Origin of the sequence: Streptomyces sp. NPDC051563 (assembly GCF_044454225.1) — a bacterium.
Classification (GTDB): domain Bacteria; phylum Actinomycetota; class Actinomycetes; order Streptomycetales; family Streptomycetaceae; genus Streptomyces.
The window spans coordinates 99,270-115,595 of record NZ_JBITDL010000011.1 but is presented as its reverse complement, the minus strand read 5'-3'; the positions used below and the strand labels follow the sequence as shown (position 1 = coordinate 115,595).

The 16,326-nt window shown below is 73.9% G+C and carries 15 protein-coding genes; 5 read left to right on the top strand and 10 right to left on the bottom strand.

The window, feature by feature from the left end:
• Positions 1–98 precede the first annotated feature (98 nt).
• Positions 99–863: a dienelactone hydrolase family protein gene (locus ACIA8F_RS15250; protein WP_399378948.1), complete on the bottom strand. Its 765-nt coding sequence runs from the start codon at positions 861–863 to the stop codon at positions 99–101.
• Positions 864–978: 115 nt separating this feature from the next.
• Between ACIA8F_RS15250 and ACIA8F_RS15245 the strand changes: the two genes are divergently transcribed.
• Together ACIA8F_RS15245 and ACIA8F_RS15240 are read left to right on the top strand one after the other, a co-directional pair.
• Positions 979–2,172 carry a cytochrome P450 gene (locus tag ACIA8F_RS15245; RefSeq protein WP_399378946.1) on the top strand — a complete coding sequence of 398 codons (1,194 nt, stop codon included), beginning with the start codon at positions 979–981 and terminating at the stop codon, positions 2,170–2,172.
• A 54-nt stretch (positions 2,173–2,226) separates the two neighbouring features.
• Positions 2,227–2,763: a hypothetical protein gene (locus ACIA8F_RS15240; protein WP_399378945.1), complete on the top strand. Its 537-nt coding sequence runs from the start codon at positions 2,227–2,229 to the stop codon at positions 2,761–2,763.
• Between the two features lie 22 nt (positions 2,764–2,785).
• Here the strand turns inward: ACIA8F_RS15240 and ACIA8F_RS15235 are convergent, their stop codons facing one another.
• A complete protein-coding gene (locus tag ACIA8F_RS15235; RefSeq protein ID WP_399378943.1) occupies positions 2,786–3,361 on the bottom strand; it encodes a YdeI family protein in 576 nt (191 codons plus the stop codon).
• A gap of 118 nt (positions 3,362–3,479) precedes the next feature.
• Between ACIA8F_RS15235 and ACIA8F_RS15230 the strand changes: the two genes are divergently transcribed.
• Positions 3,480–3,830, top strand: coding sequence for a hypothetical protein (locus ACIA8F_RS15230; protein ID WP_399378941.1), 351 nt, complete (start codon positions 3,480–3,482; stop codon positions 3,828–3,830).
• Between the two features lie 12 nt (positions 3,831–3,842).
• On the opposite strand, the gene ACIA8F_RS15225 is transcribed toward ACIA8F_RS15230, so the two are convergent.
• From ACIA8F_RS15225 to ACIA8F_RS15195, 7 genes are all read right to left on the bottom strand, one after another.
• Entirely contained in the window at positions 3,843–4,028 is a 186-nt protein-coding gene (locus ACIA8F_RS15225; protein ID WP_284717145.1) for a DUF6381 family protein, read from the bottom strand.
• A gap of 98 nt (positions 4,029–4,126) precedes the next feature.
• On the bottom strand, positions 4,127–4,699 hold the full coding sequence (locus ACIA8F_RS15220) for an HPP family protein (protein ID WP_399378939.1): 573 nt from the start codon (positions 4,697–4,699) through the stop codon (positions 4,127–4,129).
• Between the two features lie 161 nt (positions 4,700–4,860).
• Positions 4,861–5,661: an NPP1 family protein gene (locus ACIA8F_RS15215; protein ID WP_399378937.1), complete on the bottom strand. Its 801-nt coding sequence runs from the start codon at positions 5,659–5,661 to the stop codon at positions 4,861–4,863.
• 116 nt (positions 5,662–5,777) lie between these two features.
• A complete protein-coding gene (locus ACIA8F_RS15210) occupies positions 5,778–7,010 on the bottom strand; it encodes a serine hydrolase domain-containing protein (RefSeq protein WP_399379116.1) in 1,233 nt (410 codons plus the stop codon).
• 205 nt (positions 7,011–7,215) lie between these two features.
• On the bottom strand, positions 7,216–8,064 hold the full coding sequence (locus tag ACIA8F_RS15205; RefSeq protein WP_399378936.1) for a C40 family peptidase: 849 nt from the start codon (positions 8,062–8,064) through the stop codon (positions 7,216–7,218).
• 297 nt (positions 8,065–8,361) lie between these two features.
• Positions 8,362–12,354 (bottom strand): helix-turn-helix domain-containing protein, encoded by a 3,993-nt coding sequence (locus tag ACIA8F_RS15200; RefSeq protein ID WP_399378934.1) that lies wholly within the window; start codon positions 12,352–12,354, stop codon positions 8,362–8,364.
• A gap of 185 nt (positions 12,355–12,539) precedes the next feature.
• Positions 12,540–12,911 carry a hypothetical protein gene (locus tag ACIA8F_RS15195; protein WP_399378933.1) on the bottom strand — a complete coding sequence of 124 codons (372 nt, stop codon included), beginning with the start codon at positions 12,909–12,911 and terminating at the stop codon, positions 12,540–12,542.
• Between the two features lie 275 nt (positions 12,912–13,186).
• Here ACIA8F_RS15195 and ACIA8F_RS15190 point away from each other — a divergent pair, with 275 nt between their 5' ends.
• The gene (locus tag ACIA8F_RS15190) at positions 13,187–14,350 is read left to right on the top strand and encodes an AI-2E family transporter (protein ID WP_399378932.1); all 1,164 of its coding nucleotides are present in this window, start codon (positions 13,187–13,189) and stop codon (positions 14,348–14,350) included.
• Positions 14,351–14,380: 30 nt separating this feature from the next.
• Here ACIA8F_RS15190 and ACIA8F_RS15185 read toward each other — a convergent pair whose 3' ends face one another.
• Positions 14,381–15,007 carry a helix-turn-helix domain-containing protein gene (locus ACIA8F_RS15185; protein WP_399379115.1) on the bottom strand — a complete coding sequence of 209 codons (627 nt, stop codon included), beginning with the start codon at positions 15,005–15,007 and terminating at the stop codon, positions 14,381–14,383.
• Positions 15,008–15,163: 156 nt separating this feature from the next.
• Between ACIA8F_RS15185 and ACIA8F_RS15180 the strand changes: the two genes are divergently transcribed.
• Positions 15,164–16,294 carry an aryl-sulfate sulfotransferase gene (locus tag ACIA8F_RS15180; protein ID WP_399378931.1) on the top strand — a complete coding sequence of 377 codons (1,131 nt, stop codon included), beginning with the start codon at positions 15,164–15,166 and terminating at the stop codon, positions 16,292–16,294.
• The last annotated feature ends 32 nt before the right edge of the window (positions 16,295–16,326 follow it).

The following is a 16,326-nucleotide window of genomic DNA, read 5'->3' as shown; positions in this document are numbered from 1 at the left end:
AGGTCCATCGATTGTTTTTGATCGTTCCTTTCAGTAGATCTGAAAGGTAGTGGTGGTGGTGATGGCGCGGGCCCGGCAGTTCGCCGGTCCCGCGGAGCTCAGAACGTCCGGTCCAGCAGTGCGAACAGCGCGGACCAGTGCCGCTCGTCCGAGGCGGCGTCGTAGGAATTCGTGTCGGCCAGCGTGTAGCCGTGCGCCGCACCCTCGTACACCTCGGCCCGGTGACGGACCCCCGCCGCCGACAGGGCCTTCGACAGCCGGTCGATCTCCTCGGCCGGCAGGGACGGGTCCTGGTCCGCGTGGCCGAAGTACAGCTCGGCGGTGACCCGGTGGGCCACGAGGTGCGGACTGTCCGGCGCGTCCGTGGCCAGGAAACCGCCGTGGAAACCGGCCGCGGCCGCCACCCGCTGCGGATACGTACCCGCCGTGAGCAGGGCCAGCCGGGCTCCCAGGCAGTACCCCGTGATCGCCACCGGCCCGGCGGCGACCTCCGGAAGGGCCGCGAGCCGCTCCAGATAGGCCTCGGCATCCCGCATCGCCAGCTCGGCCGTCAGCGAATCGAGGACCGGGCCGACCCGGTCGAAGAGCTCCGGCTGCCGGCCGAAGTCCACGAACTCCGGCAGCTCGAACACCGGTGCGCGCCCGTGGCGGTAGAAGAGGTTGGGCATCAGGACGACGTAGCCGGCCGCCGCGATCCGGTCCGCCACCGACTTGACGTGCGGACGGATCCCGAGGGCGTTCACGTACAGCAGCACCCCGGGGTACGCCCCTTCGCCGTCGGGCCGGGCCAGATAGGCATCGGCGGTGCCGTCCCGCGTGACGACCTCCACCGTCGTCCGGACTACCTCGCGTGCGGTCGTCATGGCCGTCCCCCTCTTTCGTTTGGCGAAGGCCGCAGACTACCGTGATCGAGGTCTTGCCCCGGAGTGTCCGGAAACCGCCCTCACCGGCCCCCGGTTGGGGGCGTACCGTGGTCCGATGCCAGTAGTGGACATCAGCGCCGGCGCGGAAGAGTTCGACGCCGACCCGTACGCGTTCTACGAGCGGATGCGTGCGGTGGGGCCCGTCCACCAGATCCTCCTCAACGCCGGCGACACCGTGCCGACCTGGATGATCGTCGGGCACGAAGAGGCGCGCCGCGCGCTCAACGACCCGACCCTGTCCAAGGACTGGCGCGCCTCGGGCAATTTCCCGGACACCCAGCTCAGCGCCGTCAACGCCAACATGCTGGAATCCGACCCGCCCCACCACACGCGGCTGCGACGGCTGGTGTCACGGGAGTTCACCGCACGCCGGATGGAGGGCATGCGGGCGCGGATCCAGCAGATCACCGACGAACTGCTCGATGCGATGGCCGCCCGGCCCGAGCGTGGCGGCGACCTGATCGAAGCGCTGGCGTTCCCGCTGCCGATGACCGTCATCTGCGAGCTGCTCGGCGTCCCCGACCTCGACCGGGCCCGGTTCCGCTACTGGTCCAACGAGATCGTCTCCCCCACCTCGCCCGAAGCGAACGGCACCGCGAACCAGGCCATGGGGGCCTACCTGGTGGAGCTCATCGGGGCCAAGTCCAAGGACCCCGGCGAGGACCTGCTCAGCGCGCTGATCCGCACCAGCGACGAGGACGGGGACTCCCTGTCCCCCGACGAGGTCATCGGGATGGCCTTCCTGCTGCTGATCGCGGGCCACGAGACCACCGTCAACCTCATCTCCAACGGCGTACGGGCCCTGCTCGAGCACCCCGGCCAACTGGCCGCGCTGCGAGCCGACCCGGACGGGCTGATCGACGGAGCGGTCGAGGAGATGCTCCGCTACGACGGCCCCGTGCAGCACACCACGTACCGCTACGCCCGCGAACCCCTCGACGTGGGCGGCACCACCATCCCGGCCGGGGCCACCGTGTTCGTCTCCCTGAGCGGCGCCGACCGCGACCCCGCGCGTTTCGAGAACCCCGGAGCTTTCGACATCGGCCGAGCCCCGCAGGCCCACCTGGCCTTCGGCCACGGACTCCACTTCTGCATCGGCGCCCCGCTGGCCCGCATGGAGGGCCGCATCGCCATCCGCTCCCTGCTCGAACGCTTCCCCGACCTGGCCGAGGACCCGCAAGCCGGCCCGCGGGCCTGGCTGCCGGGCACCCTGATGCAGGGCGTGAGCCGCCTCCCGCTGCGCTGGTAGGTCCACGGGGGAGTGCGGTGCCACCGCGAGCCGTTCGCCACTAGCCTCGGTCCCATGGACGCCACACCCGACGGCGGGGACCCGGCCTGTCACCTCCACCTCCTGTGCCCCGACTGCGGAGCGGTCGCCTCAGAGCGGCTCGCACCCTGCTGCTCCCGGTACGCCGGACCGGTCCGCCACCCCTGGCTGGGCGTGCTGCGGCCCGACGGCGAAGGCGGGCTGGTGGGCTGGATCGCCGTCGCTGCGGAGGGAGGGCCACCCGCCGCCGACGGGGACACCTCGTGCGAGGTGCGGATCGGCCCCGACGGGACGGGGGACGGTCCCGCCGGCCTCGATGACGTCGCGGCGCGAGTCCGGCACGTCCTCGAAGGGCTGGACGCCCTCCGGGCGTTCGCCCTCGCGCACGCTCCCGCGCCCTGGCTGCGCCTCTGCGCGGCGATGGACGGGCCGCCCGCACCGGAACGGCTGTTCCTCGACGGGCTGGACGTGGTCTCGTCCGACGCGGCAGAGGCGACCTTCTCCCACGCAGGCCTCCGCCCGCTCCGCGTCCGGGTGGACGGACGCGGTCGGGGCCGGGAGGTGCTGCCCTAGGCCTGAGCGGCGCGGGCGCGGTTCAGCCGGCGGCGCCCCGCGCCAGGAGGCGTACGGCCTGCTCCAGGCGGGTCCGCCGGGTCTCCGGGGTGAGGGCCTGGAGGAGGGGCAGCACGACGAGGTAGCGCCCCGTCCGGTCCAGGGCCTCGAAGGCCGTCCGGGCCGCCGGGTTCTCCGCCAGGGCCGCCGTGACGTCGGCCGGCACCTCCGCCGCCCGCTGGGAGGCGTAGGCACCCGCCCAGCGGCCGTCCTCCTGCGCATTGCGCACCTCGGCGAGGCCCGGCTCGCGCATCCGGCCCAGGGCCGTCAGCTCGGTCACCTTGTCGACATTGACCTGCGACCACAGGCTCCGCGGCCTGCGGGGCACGTACTTCTGGAGGTAGTGGCGCTCGTCCAGCGACCGGCGCTGCCCGGAGATCCAGCCGAAGCACAGCCCGCTGTCGACCAGCTCGTCCGAGGAGACCGAAGGGATCCCCGACGCCTTCTTCGCCACCTTGACCCACACGCCCTCGTGCCGGGTGTGGTGCCCGGCCAGCCAGTCCTCGAAGGCCCCGGCGTCGGCGAACGCGATGACCTCCACACCGTCCAGCTCGTCCATGCACGTCAGATTAGTGCCCCCACCCCCGGAGCGGAGCGGGTGCCCGGCTGCGGGATAATGATCGCCGGTGCGGCCCGGTTCGCGCCGGACAGCGCAGCGACCCGAGATGGAGCCCCCGATGGACGTACGCCACTTCGAGCGGATCACCGCCTTCATCGAGGCGCGGCTCACCCCGCTCTTCGCCGAGGAGACGGGCAGCGAGAACGGCTTCGGGATGGACGACACCTCCCGCGCCCTGCGCGCGCTGCGCAACGCGGCGCTGGAGGCCTCGGTGGCCAAGGGCCTCATCGAGCAGCGGGAGACGGCCGAGCCGACGGTCCGCCGGGTCATCGACCAGGCGGTGGAGCACCACTGGGACGTGCTGCGCGGCATCGCCCGCCAGTGGGAGGACCACGCCGACTTCGTCCGCGAGTTCAAGCGCCACGCGTGGGAGCTCGACGAGGCCCCCGCGGCGGCCGTGGCCCCGTAGGTCCGTAGCCCCCTAGCGCAGGTCCATGCCCGGGTCGTCGATGACGCGCTCCTGCTCGCTTTGCTCGCGCAGGCGGCGCGCCTTGTCCCGCAGCCGCCGGCTCTCGTCGGGGTCGGTCGAGCGGGTGGCGGCCTCGTCCAGCTCCTGCGCCTTGTCGCGCAGCTGCCGGGACCGGCCGTGGGACTCGCCTGCACTCATGTTCACTCCTGGGCGCTGTGGGGGGACGCCGGGCGTCCTTCAGCGAACCAGCAGTGCGCCGGGAGCGCATCTCGAACCCCGCCCGTGGTGACGTACGGTCACCACCAGTACGCGGGGTACCTCGGCGCCTTGCGGCGCACCCGGGAGGCCGCGTACCCGGTCAGCACGATCAGCACGGTGGATCCGAACAGCAGCGGGACGAACCGGGCCGCCACCGGGGTCTGGAGCACGACCACCACGGCGGTGGCGCAGGCGGGTGAATGCGGGGTGCGCGCGGCCATGACCAGCGCCAGCGTGACACCGGCGGCCACGGCGGCCCCCCAGGCGCTGCTTCCGGCCACGGCCAGCACCCCGTAGCCCACGGCCGCCCCGACCATGTGCCCTATGACCACCCCGCGGGGCTGCGCCAGCGGCAGCGTGGGCGCGCTGTGCACGAGGGCGGCACTGGCGGCCAGCGGGGGGATGAGGATCGGCTCGTGGATCATGGCGCCGATCGCCACGAGCCACAGCAGGACCACCGTGGCGGCGCTGATGCTGTGGATCGCGGCGGCGGCCGAGGGCCGGGCCGGTGCCCGGCCGCCGAAGGCCCGGCGGCGGGGCGGCTCGGGGGCGCCGGCCCCGGGGGAGCCGGCGGCGTCGGGGGACTGGGCAGGGTGGAGCGCGGTACTCATGGCGGCAGGTTTCCGGGCAGGGCGGCCGTCGGCCGGGCAGGTGCGGAGCGGGGGCGGCGGGGCGGCGCCGGTCCCGCGACGACCTTATCCGGGCCCCTCCGGGCGCCCTTCCGCGGGTCCCGGGGCGGACGCCCGGCGCCCTTCCGCAGGTCCCGGGGCCGTCACGCGTTGGGGTCGAAGGGGATCCCGGCCGGTTTGGCCTTGGCCAGGTGGCCGTTGAACTGGCCGTCCTTGATCCCGAGCAGGGCGCTGCCGAAGTCGGCCTGGCTCAGCTTGTCGCGCAGCCCGGCGGGGTAGCCGTTCCAGCCGACCAGCGGAGGGTACTGCCAGGTTCCCTTGTGGTTCTCCGGCGGCTCGTCGTTGGAGTTCGCGGCGCGGAAGCAGTGCGTGCTGATCCCGTCCTTGTGGTAGACGATCTTCGGGTGCGTGCCGTCGAACCGGATCTGCGAGGCGGCGTGGACCTTGAAGTTCCCGTGCTCCGACGTGGAGACGTAGCCGACCTGGTTGTTCTGGATCCACACCACGACGTGCTCCCAGTCGTGCCGGTGTCCGGCGCTGCCGGGGCCGAGGGAGACCTGGTCCTTCTCGAAGTAGAGCGCGTACATGACGGCGCACCAGCCGTTGTTGCACTTCGCGCGGGAGTAGCCGTTGGTGTTGTTCAGGTCGGAGAGGTCGCGGCACTGGCCGTTGACGTCACCGCCCATCTTCAGGCCCCCGTTGAGGGTCCCGTCGGGGCCTATGGCGGGGCTGGAGTAGCAGCCGTCGCGGTCGTAGTCGTAGGCCGGCTGGAAGGTCTGATCCAGCCCGTCCGCATTGGCCGGCAGGGCCGGGGGCGGGGCCGCGAACGCGACCCCGGGGACCGCGAGGACCAGCGTCGCGGCCCCCGCGGTGGCGGCGAGCATCCGGCGGGCCCGGCGGCCCGGCCCCCTGCGGGAACGCTTCACGGGCGGTACGTCGGCCATCGTGTCCTCCTCATCGGTCACACGGGCAACGCCCGTGCGGGAATGCGGAGTTCAGCTTTCCGGGCTCCCGCCCCCAAGCCAAGGGGCGGGAACCGACCGGTGTCCGGGAATCGCCGTCAGCGGTTCTCGGGGAGGTCCGCCTCCGCCGGGGCCGGGGCGGAGCCCGGGGCGAACGCGAAACCGCGCGCCGTGGCCGTCGCCGGTCCGGCGGCCGGGGCCTTGCCGCAGAAGGCGGCCTCCAGCGTGCCGCCGAGGGCGGTGTTGGCCTGGCCCCGGTTGGAGGTGTTCGCCATGGCGGACAGGGAGCGCTTGCCGTCCCGGGTGGTGAACGCGTAGGTGTAGAAGCCCTGAACCGTGCCCGTGTGTCCGTAGACCTGCGCACCGCACGAGAGGTCGTAGCGGCGCAGGCCCAGCCCGTAGAACCGGGTGTTGGTGGTGTCGGTCGGCGTCACGGTGAGCATGGCGTCCAGCGTGCCGGGACGCAGCAGCTTGCCGCCGAGCAGGGAGGACATGAAGGTGCTGAGGTCGGCCGCGCTGGAGATCATCGCGCCCGCGGACTGCGCCCAGGAGACGGTCTGTTCGGTGGAGTCGACCAGCGGGGCGCCGGCCTCGTCCGGGTGCAGGTAGCCGTTGGCGTGCAGGCCCTTGATGGCCGTGCCGGGGTGCACGTACGAGGTGTTCTTCAGCTTGAGGGGCTTGATGATGCGCCGCTCGTACTCCTTGGCCACCGGCTTTCCGGTGGCCTTCTCGATCAGCATGCCCACCACCACGAAGTTGGTGTTCGAGTACTTGTACGCCACCCCGGGCTCGGTGGTTCTCGGCTCGGCGAGCGAGAGGTCGACGAGCTCCTGGTACGTGAACACCTTGTTCCGGACCGCCTCGAAGCCGGGCACGGTGTGCTCGAACATCGCGTTTGTGTAGTCCGCCAGACCGCTCCGGTGGGTGAGCAGGTGGCGCACCGTGATCCGGTCGTCGGGCAGCAGGCCCGGGAGGTAGGAGTTGACCGGCCGGTCCAGCTCGATGCGGCCCTCGTCCACGAGCTGGAGGAGGACGACCGAGGAGAACGTCTTGGTGACGCTGCCGATGCGGAAGCGGGCCCGCGGGTCCATGGCCGCGCCCGTCTCCCGGTCGCGCACGCCCTCCACCCGGCTCTGGACCCCGTCCGGACCGGTGAAGCGGGCCATCGCCCCGGGGGCTCCCGCCGCCGTCGTATTGCGCAACGCCTGCGTCAGCGCCTCCAGATCGGGCGCGGCGGCCGGCTGGACGGGGGCCTGGGCGAGGGAGCCGGTCGCGCTGGCCGCGTGGGCGGCGGTGGCGGGCAGCGTACCGCCGGCCACGACCGCGAGCAGGGCGGCGCCGACGGCCAGCCGCCGCGAGCGGGCGAGCGGCGACCGGGTGGACCGGGAAGCCGGGGAAGCGAGGGAAGCGGGGGAAGCGGGGGAAGCGGGGGAAGACAGGTACGACGGGTACGCAGACGGGCGCACGTTGCTCCTCGAAATGGGCCGGGTCAACCGGCTTGGGGGGGTTGTTGATCGTTTACGACCTTACGGATGATCAACGACACGTGGGGACGTTTTCCAGCCAAGCCGCCCCACGGACGTAGATGTTCGTCATCCAGGCCCGGTAGTCCGGAAGATAGGACCAGGCGTCATTGGTGTAGCCGTCCGAGGTCACCGGCTCCGCGTGCTTCTGGCAGGAGATGCGGACGGTCGTCGGCCCGGGCAGGGCGTAGACCCGCGCGGCCCCCGTCGCCGGCTGCTCCTTGGTCCACACGCCCGTGCCCCAGGTCCGGAACACCTGGCCGGTGACCGGACCGGTGTCCACGCGGACCGCCCCGTAATAGCCGTTCGACAGCCGGGCGTCGGTGACCTCACTGACCATCAGCCTGGTGCCGGACTGCCGGGCCTCCGCCATCCTGCCCGCCCCGAGGTAGAGGGCGATGTGGTGCAGGTCGCGGGAGGTCCCCCACACCAGCAGGTCGCCGGGGAGCAGTGGGGCGAGCCCCTGGGCGGCGGTGAAGCGGGTGGCCGCGCGGTGCGTGTAGTACTGCGCACTGGCTACCCCGTCGAGGAGGTCCGAGCCGGCTGCCTGCGCGTAGGCGTAGCGGACGAATCCCGAGCAGTCGAAGCCGAGCCGTTCGGGATCGTGCTCGCTCGCCGGATCGGTGGGGTCCACCTGCCCGTAGGTGGCACCGGGCGCCGCGCCGTGACCACCGCCCCACGTGTACCAGACCCCCTTTCCCACCTGTTCGCAGGCGGCGGCGACGGCGCGCTCGGCCGCCGCCGAGGCCCCGGGGGCCAGGACCCGGCAACCGTCGTCGGCAGAGGCCGGGCTCGCGGGGGAGCAGAGGAGTACGGCGAGGAGCGCGAGGAGCGTTCCGATGAGACCTGTTCGGCGCAGCACGGTGGGAGACCTCGTTTCACACGACGGGGCGGGGGATGGCGGTGAAGCGCGGCTGCCGCTACGGCACTTGACCGCGGGACCGGACCTGGATCCGGACCCGGATCCGGGGACCAGCCTGGCGCCCGCCGCGGCGCCCCGTCGAGGGCCGGACGGGGCACCACCCGAACGGGCAACGGGAAACCCCTGAGGAAACCCCGTACGCCGCGGGCCGATCGGGGCTGATCCGGTCCGGTCCGGTCCGGTCCGGTCCGCTCTGATCCGCCCCGGTCCGATCGGGGCTGATCCGCGAGACACCCCCTAGCAGCCGCCCCCCGCCTGCACGGCCAGACCGGGCATCAGCGCCTCCCGCTCCCGCGGTCCGAGGCGGCCCACCGTCCGGCAGATCTCCGCCAGCCGGGCGCCGGGATCCGGGTTCCACAGCCGTACGGTGCCGTCGTTGCTGCTGCTCGCCAGGGTCCGTCCGTCGGGGGAGAAGACGACCCCCCAGACCGCGTTGGTGTGGCCCGACAGCACGGCCCGCACCCGGTGTCCGGGGACGTCCCACAGCCGCACCGTACGGTCGTTGCCGCTGCTCGCCAGGGTCGTCCCGTCGGGGGAGAAGGCGATGCCCCGCGCCGAACCGGTGTGCCCGGTCAGCACCGCGGTGACGCGCCGCTGGTCCACGTCCCACAGCCGTACGGTGCCGTCGTTGCCGCTGCTCGCCAGGGTCCGCCCGTCCGGGCCGAACGCGACGGCCCGTACCGCCCCCGCGTGCCCGCCGAGCGCGGCGAGCGGCCGGCGCCCGGCCACGTCCCACAGCCGTACGGTCAGGTCGTCCCCGGCGCTGGCCAGGGTCCGTCCGTCGGGGCTGAAGGCGACGTCGTTGGCGAAGTCGGTGTGTCCGGTGAGGGTGGCGAGCGGGGTGCGCGCGGTGGTGTCCCAGAGGCGTACGGTGCCGTCGGCGCCGGCCGAGGCGAGGGTGTGTCCGTCGGGGGCGAAGGCCACCGAGAACACCGTCCCTTCGTGTCCGGTGAGGGTGGCGAGCGGGGTGCGCGCGGTGGTGTCCCAGAGGCGTACGGTGCCGTCGGCGCCGGCCGAGGCGAGGGTGTGTCCGTCGGGGGCGAAGGCCACCGAGAACACCGTCTCGCCGTGCCCCGTGAAAGTGGCCTGAACCCGCCGTCCGGGCACGTCCCACACCAGCACCGTGTGGTCGGCGCAGGCCGTGGCGAGGAGCTTCCCGTCGGGGCTGTACGCGGCGTGCCACACCTCGGTGAACGGGCGCGCCGTCAGCACGGGCCCCCGCAGGTCCCACAGCACGACGGACTGGTCGAACGCGGCGGTGGCGAGCACCGATCCCGTCGGATCCACGGAGACGGCGAGCACGTAGTCGGTGTGACCGGCGAGCGTCGCCGTGAGCCGGCCGCCCCGCACGTCCCACAGCCGGGTGGTGCCGTCGCCGCCCCCGCTGATGACGGTGGTGCCGTCCGGGGTGTAGGCCACGGAGTTGACGTCGTCGCTGTGCCCGGTCAGCGTCGCGGCCGCGCGCCGCCCGGCCACGTCCCACAGCCGCACCGTACGGTCGACCCCGCCGGTGGCGACCGTACGGCCGTCCGGGGCGAAGGCGGCGCCCAGCACCTCCCCGGTGTGCCCCTCCAGGACCCCGGCCGGCTCCGCCCGCCGCGTGTCCCACAGCCGTACGGTCCCGTCGGCCCCGGCCGATACGAGGCTCCGGCCGTCCGGGGCGTACGCCAGGGCGTTGACCCGCGCGGTGTGACCGCTCAGGACGGCCCGCTCGGGGTGGTCCCCGGCCGTGTCCCGCAACTGGATGGTCCCGTCGGCGGCGGCCACGGCCAGGGTGCCCCCGTCGGGGGCGAAGGCCACCGCCCGGGCGCCCGCCGTGCTCGGCGCCAGCACCGACACGGGGCCGCCGCCGGCACCGAGGGGCCACAGCCGGACCGGCCCGTCGGTGGAACCGGCCGCCAGGGTCTGCCCGTCGGGGCTGAAGGCGACGGTGCGCACCCGGCCGGGCGCGGTGAAGGCGGCGACCGTGCTCCGGTCGGCCACCCGCCGCAGCAGCACCTTCCCGTCGGAGCCGCCGGTCGCCAGGAGCCGGCCGTCCGGGGCGAAGGCCACCGCGTTGACCGGCCCGCCGTGCCCGCCGAGCCGGGCCAGGAAGGGCTGCGACTGGGTGCTGAGCAGGGCGCCGCGGGCCTCGGGCGTCGGCTCGGCCCGATAGGCCTCCCCGGCGAGCAGCATGGAGGCCTCGGGCTGTCCCGCGGACAGGGACAGCGACCGGGCGGCCAGGGCCTGGGAGCGGGCGGTCCGCTCCTGCCCGAGCGCCCCCGCCCGCTGCTGGTAGGCCACCGCGCCGGCGGTCAGCGCCAGCAGGAGCAGGGCGACGAGCGTGGCCAGCATCCGCTGGTGCAGCCGGACCCGCAGCCGGTCCTGACGGCTGCGGGCCTCCTCCGCGGCCCGGCTCGCGTCGAGGAAGTCCGCCTCCCGGGGGCCCAGCCGGCTGCGGCCGTCCAGCTCGTCGGCCCAGGTGCGGGCGGTGGCGAGGCGGCTCCCGCGGTACAGCACGGACGGGTCGCGGGCCTCGCGCGCCCATTCGCCGGCGGCCTGGGCCAGGTGCTGGTGGACGAGCAGCCCGGCCCGGTCGGCGTGGATCCAGCCGCGCAGCCGGGGCCAGGCGTGCAGCAGGGCCTCGTGGGTGATCTCGACGCTATCGCTGTCCGCGCTGATCAGCCGGGCCCGGACGAAGGCGTCGAGGGCGGCCGCGGCCCGCCCCGGGCCGGCCTCTCCCGCCAGCAGGGCGGTGCGGCTCATCCGGCGCCGGGTCGGTCCCGTACCGTCCGCGACGTGCACCAGCCGGACGAGGAGCCGCCGGACCGTCCGCTGCCCGGCCGGGTCCAGCCGGGCGAACACCTGCTCGGCGCTGCGTGCGACCGCGCCCTGGATCCCGCCCGCGTACTCGTACCCCGCCACGGTGAGCGTGGATCCCTCGCGCCGCTGCCAAGTGGCCATCAGGGCGTGCGACATCAGGGGCAGGGCGCTGGCGGGAGCCTCCCCGGGCCAGGCGTCCGGACCGCCGCCGGGGCGGGCCGCGGGATCCCCGGCGCCGGGGTCGCCGGCGCCGGAGTCCCCGGTGCCGGGGTCCCGTACGCCGGGGTCCCGTACGCCGGGGTCCCGTACGCCCGCGTCCCGCAGCAGCAGGGGGACCAGCCCCGGCTCCAGTACGAGCCCGGCGAGCTCCGCGGGGCGCGTGATCGCTTCCCGCAGCTCCGCCACGGACATCGGGGGCAGGACGAACAGCCCCTCGCTGAACACGGCAGCCAGCTCCGGCAGGTCCAGGCACTCCCCGGAGAAGTCGGCCCGCACGCCCAGTACGACGATGGCCGGGCCGGGACCGCCACCGGGAGTCGCCGCCGGGGGAGCGGTGGCCAGCGCCAGGAGCACCCGGACGAAGGCGCGGCGCTCCTCCTCGTCGGAGCAGAGGGTGAACAGCTCTTCGAACTGGTCGACCAGCAGCACCGGCCGCACGGCCGGGAGCCGGCCTCCGTCCGCTCCGCGAAGGGCTCCGGCCGGTCCGTCGCCGCGCGTCAGCCGGTGCACGGATTCGAGCAGCAGTTCAGGGTGGGTGCTCAGCTGCACCGGGGTGACGCCGAGTTCGGCCCCCACCGCGTTCACGGTGGCTTCGAGGAGCTCCCGCAGCGGGTGCGCGGTCGGGGTGAACCTGACGACCGGCCAGCCGTCGGCCCCCGCCACCGGGAGGCCGCCGCTCCGCAGCGCCGGTACCAGACCCGCACTGAGCAGGGAGGACTTGCCCGCGCCCGACCGGGCGACGAGGAGCAACGGGCCGTGCCCGAGCCGGTCGTGGACGCGCTCGACGAGGGCGGCCGTGGCCCGCTCCCGGCCGAAGAACCACCGGGCGTCCCGCGGGGTGAACGCCGACAGGCCGCGGTAGGGGCACGCACCGTCCGACTGCGGACCGCGCTGGTGGGGCGGACCGGCCTGCGCGGCGCCGGATCCGGTCTGCCCGGCGCGGGACTTCGCCGCCGCGGGCGGCGCGGCCCCCTCGTTCTCCGGTACCAGCCGCAGGAGTTCGCCCTCCGCCCCCAGGGCCCGGTCGCAGCTGCGGGCGACCTCGAGGGTGACCGGCTTCGCACCGGTCTCGATCTTGCTGAGATAGCCCTTGCTGTAGTGGGTCCGGCGGGCGAGATCGCCCAAGGACAGGCCGCGCTCCACGCGCAGCCTTCTCAACTGGGCGGGGAAGCCCGCCGCGGTACCGCCCGCGCGGTCCGGATCTCCCAAGACGTCCCCCATGGCAATGTGCGCCCAGGCTGTGAGAGGCAGGTGCCCAGGCTATCGCGGGGGTCCGAAGGCCTACCGGCCGTTCGTGCGGTGTGGCGTGAAACGACGGCGTTCCGGAGCCCGGCCGGGGGCCGGACTCCGGAACGTCCTTGCGAAGACCGAACGGACCGGCGGCCCGTTCGCCGCTAGCGGTTGAGGGTGAGGGAGTTGATCGGCCCGAGGTCGGCGTAGACCCCGGTGCCCTGGACGATGGGGTTGCCGCAGTTGGCCCCGTTGGAGCCGGCGCACAGGCGTGCGGTGGCCCCGCCGTACTGGTTGTTGAGCACCCAGTGGTTGCCGAACTGGTTGCTGAGGTTGTGCGCCCCGTAGCTGTAGAAGACGTGGCTCGGGCTGACGGCGGGGTTCTGGTTCTGCGGGTAGATGCAGACCGCCCCGTCCGGGCACCCGGCCCACGTGTCGGCCGGCTGCGCGCCGGACGCCCCGGCGGCTCCGCTGAGTGCGACGACGGCTGCGGCGGCGGTGGCGAAGGCGGCGGCGCCGCGGATCATCTTGCGCATGGTGGGTGTCCCCTCGGGTCTTGCTCCGTGCTGACACCTGGAGCCTGTCCCCGGCGGGCACCGGGGTCGACGGGTTTCCCGTCGCCCGTCGGCGGCCCGGTCCGGGAAACCCCCTGTGACCAGCGCACTCGCCGAAGGAGGGGCAACGCCCGGGCCTGCTCCTTCGGCCCAGCGCGGATGAGGCCTTCGGGCGAACGCGCTGCGCGGCGCACCGGGCGGCCGCCGCCGGGGTGATAGCCCGAGGGGACCAACACACCCCGGAGGTGCGGCCGCACATGACCAGGCGACTCGTGACGCGGCCCGCCCGGCGGCTCCCGCCCGGCGCCCGCCCCGGCGGCGAAGGCCGGACCGGCCGGGGCCGTGTCCCGGCGCGCGCGACGGCGGCGGCCCCACGAGCGGCGGCCCCCGTGGCCCCGCTCCTGCGGACCGCCGCCGGGTACGCCTGGCGGCTGCTGGTCGTCGGCGCGGCGGTGTACGCGGTCTTCACCGTCCTGGGACGGTTCCACGAGATCGCCCTGGCCCTCTTCCTGGGCCTGGTCGCGGCGGCCATGCTGCGCCCGCCGGCCGGCCTGCTGGCCCGGGTGATGCCCCGCGGCCTGGCCGTGGCCTGCGCACTGATCGGCAGCATGATCCTGGTGCTCGGCGGCCTCGCGCTGGTGGGCGAGGCCGTCGCAGGGGAATGGCCGGCGCTGGTGGGCGAGTTCCGGGTCGGGCTGGACCGCATCCAGAACTGGCTCCAGGGTCCGCCGCTGCGGCTCGACGCGCACGCCCTGAGCGATGCCCAGTCCAAGATCGGCGACTACCTCTCCAGCCACCGCTCCACCTTGCTGAGCACGGCGCTCAGCGGTGCGGGACGGGTCGTCGCAGTGTTCACCGTGGCGGCCCTCGGGCTGTTCTGCTCGGTCTTCTTCACCTATTCGGGCGACCGGCAGTGGAACTGGTTCTGTGCACAGCTTCCCGAAGGCGCAAGGGACCGGATGGCCGTGGGCGGACGCGCCGCGTGGCGGACCTTCACGGGCTACACCCACGGCATCGTGCTCGTGGCCGGGACCAACGCCGTCCTCGTGGGCATCGCGCTCTACCTCCTCGGTGTCCCGCTGGCGGTTCCGCTGGCCCTGCTGGAGTTCGTCGCCGCCTTCGTCCCGCTCATCGGCTCGCCGGTCGCCCTCGGCGTGGCGGCCGTGGTCGCCCTCGCCACCCAGGGGCCGCTCGTGGCCGCCCTGGTGGTCGCGCTCATCGTGGTCATCGGCCAGATCGAAGGACACGTGCTGCATCCGCTGGTGATGAGCTGGGCGGTGCGCCTGCACCCGATGGTGGTGGCCCTGTCGGTGGTCGCGGGAGCCATCGCCGCCGGGATCGTGGGGGCCGTGGTGGCGGTGCCCCTGGTGTCGGTGGCCTGGTCCGTGCACCAGTCCCTGCGCACGGTGCCCACGGACTGACGTACCGCCGTACCCGTGCGTGGCCCCCGGTCAGCTCCGCGGGTCCACGACGGCCTCCACGTGGTCGGCGACGGCGACGAGCAGCACCCGCGTGCCCGCCTCCAGCGCCCGCCAGGTGTGCTCCACCCCACCCGTGAGGTACAGCGTGTCGCCGCGGCCCAGCCGGTGCGTCCGCCCGTCGGCCTCGACCTCGGCCGAGCCGTCGGCCACGTACATCAGCTCGTCGTTGCGGTGCCGGAACGGGCGCTCGGCGTCATGGTCCCCGGTGAACTCCAGTGCGTGCATCTGGTGCTGGCCGCGGACGAGCGGACGGACCCGGGCCGTCGTGTCCGTCCCGGAGCCCGCCCCGGAGCCGGGCCCGCTGCCGGACCCCGAGTCGAGCCCCGGATCGGCGTCGGCCCGCACGATGTCCACCCGGCGCGGGGTCTCCCCGGCGGCCAGCAGCTGTACGGCCGTGGTGTCCAGGGCGTCCGCCACCCGCTGGAGCGAGCGCATGCTCGGGCGGGCCCGGTCGTTCTCGATCTGGCTGAGGAAGGGCGAGGACAGCCCGCTGCGCGCGGCCACCTCGGCGAGGGTGAGGTCCAGGGCCCTGCGCCGCCTGCGGATGCCCGCACCGATCCTCCGCTCGGAGGTCTCCTCTTCCACGTGCCCGCCCACCCCGCACCCCGCTCGTCGTCCCGCGCCTCTGACGATCATCTTCCCGCACCCCGCCGCGGGCTTCGCACTCCCTTCACAGCGCCGCAACAATGCACCGCTAACTTCAAAGGAGATTGCTCGCATCAAACAAAGTTTCACGCTCCGCAGGAGGACAGCATGCCCCCGGTCGACCAGAACTTCCGCCGCCGCCGCGGCACGGGTCTCATCGCCCTCGACCCCACCGCCTCGGAAGGCGGGTACACCCTCTTCGCCCCGCTCACCGGCACCGGCGAGGTGTACCTGATCGACATCCACGGCGAGGTGGTCCACGAGTGGCGGCTGCCCTACCGCCCCGGCCGGCACGCCCGGATCCTCGCCAACGGCAACCTGGCCTACAGCGGAGTGCTCCCCGGGCAGGAGGCGCTCTTCCCGATGTGGCACAAGTACCGCGGCGGCGTGATGCTCGAAGCCACCCCGGACGGCACCGTCCTGCGCGAACACCGCGATCCCCTCCAGCACCACGACGCCCACCACCTCGGCGGCGGCCGTGTGCTCTACACCGCGCTCGAACCCCTGCGGGGCTCCGACGCGGCGGGCGTGCTCGGGGGAGTGCCCGGTTCGGAGGCGGCCGACGGCACGGTATGGGCCGACACGATCAAGGAGGTCGACGCCGACGGCTCCGTACGCTGGTCGTGGAGCGCGGCCGAACACCTCGACCGGGCCGAGTACGCCCTGCACCCCGATTACGCCCGGGAGCACTGGCCGCTGATCAACAGCGTCGTACCGCTCGCCGACGGGAACGTCCTCGCCAGCCTGCGCAGCGTTTCCGCCGTGGTCGTCATCAGCCGGGAGACCGGCGAGATCCTCTGGCGCACCGAGCCCGGGGTCGTCTCCCAGCAGCACGCCCCCACCGAACTCGCCGACGGCAGGGTGCTGGTGTTCGACAACGGAGTCTTCCGGCCCGGATCGGACGTCCCCTACTCCCGCGTCATCGAGGTCGAGCGCTCCTCGGGCAAGGTCGTCTGGGAGTACCACGACCCCGCGCGCGAGGCCTTCTTCGCCCCGTTCATGGGCAGCGCCCAGCGCCTGGCCGGCGGCAACACCCTCGTCACCGACTCCCCGTCCGGCCGCCTCTTCGAAGTGACCCCCGAGGGCTACCTCTGCTGGGAGTACGTCGTCCCCCACTTCGGCGCCTACCAGGAGTCCGAGGTCCGCGGCCTGTTCCCGTCCGAACCCAACGCCGTCTTCCGCGCCTACCGGTACACCGCCGAGGAGCTCCCCTGGCTGGACAGAGAGGCCGCCCGATGAGCACCTCCCCGACGAGGACGGATCAGGCCCCC

Coding starts and splice junctions, on each gene's coding strand:
- ACIA8F_RS15180 (WP_399378931.1), top strand. CDS start 15,164: ATGCCCCCGGTCGACCAGAACTTCCGCCGCCGCCGCGGCACGGGTCTC.
- ACIA8F_RS15220 (WP_399378939.1), bottom strand. CDS start 4,699: ATGAGTACCGCGCTCCACCCTGCCCAGTCCCCCGACGCCGCCGGCTCC.
- ACIA8F_RS15215 (WP_399378937.1), bottom strand. CDS start 5,661: ATGGCCGACGTACCGCCCGTGAAGCGTTCCCGCAGGGGGCCGGGCCGC.
- ACIA8F_RS15195 (WP_399378933.1), bottom strand. CDS start 12,911: ATGCGCAAGATGATCCGCGGCGCCGCCGCCTTCGCCACCGCCGCCGCA.
- ACIA8F_RS15230 (WP_399378941.1), top strand. CDS start 3,480: ATGGACGTACGCCACTTCGAGCGGATCACCGCCTTCATCGAGGCGCGG.
- ACIA8F_RS15235 (WP_399378943.1), bottom strand. CDS start 3,361: ATGGACGAGCTGGACGGTGTGGAGGTCATCGCGTTCGCCGACGCCGGG.
- ACIA8F_RS15190 (WP_399378932.1), top strand. CDS start 13,187: ATGACCAGGCGACTCGTGACGCGGCCCGCCCGGCGGCTCCCGCCCGGC.
- ACIA8F_RS15250 (WP_399378948.1), bottom strand. CDS start 863: ATGACGACCGCACGCGAGGTAGTCCGGACGACGGTGGAGGTCGTCACG.
- ACIA8F_RS15245 (WP_399378946.1), top strand. CDS start 979: ATGCCAGTAGTGGACATCAGCGCCGGCGCGGAAGAGTTCGACGCCGAC.
- ACIA8F_RS15240 (WP_399378945.1), top strand. CDS start 2,227: ATGGACGCCACACCCGACGGCGGGGACCCGGCCTGTCACCTCCACCTC.
- ACIA8F_RS15225 (WP_284717145.1), bottom strand. CDS start 4,028: ATGAGTGCAGGCGAGTCCCACGGCCGGTCCCGGCAGCTGCGCGACAAG.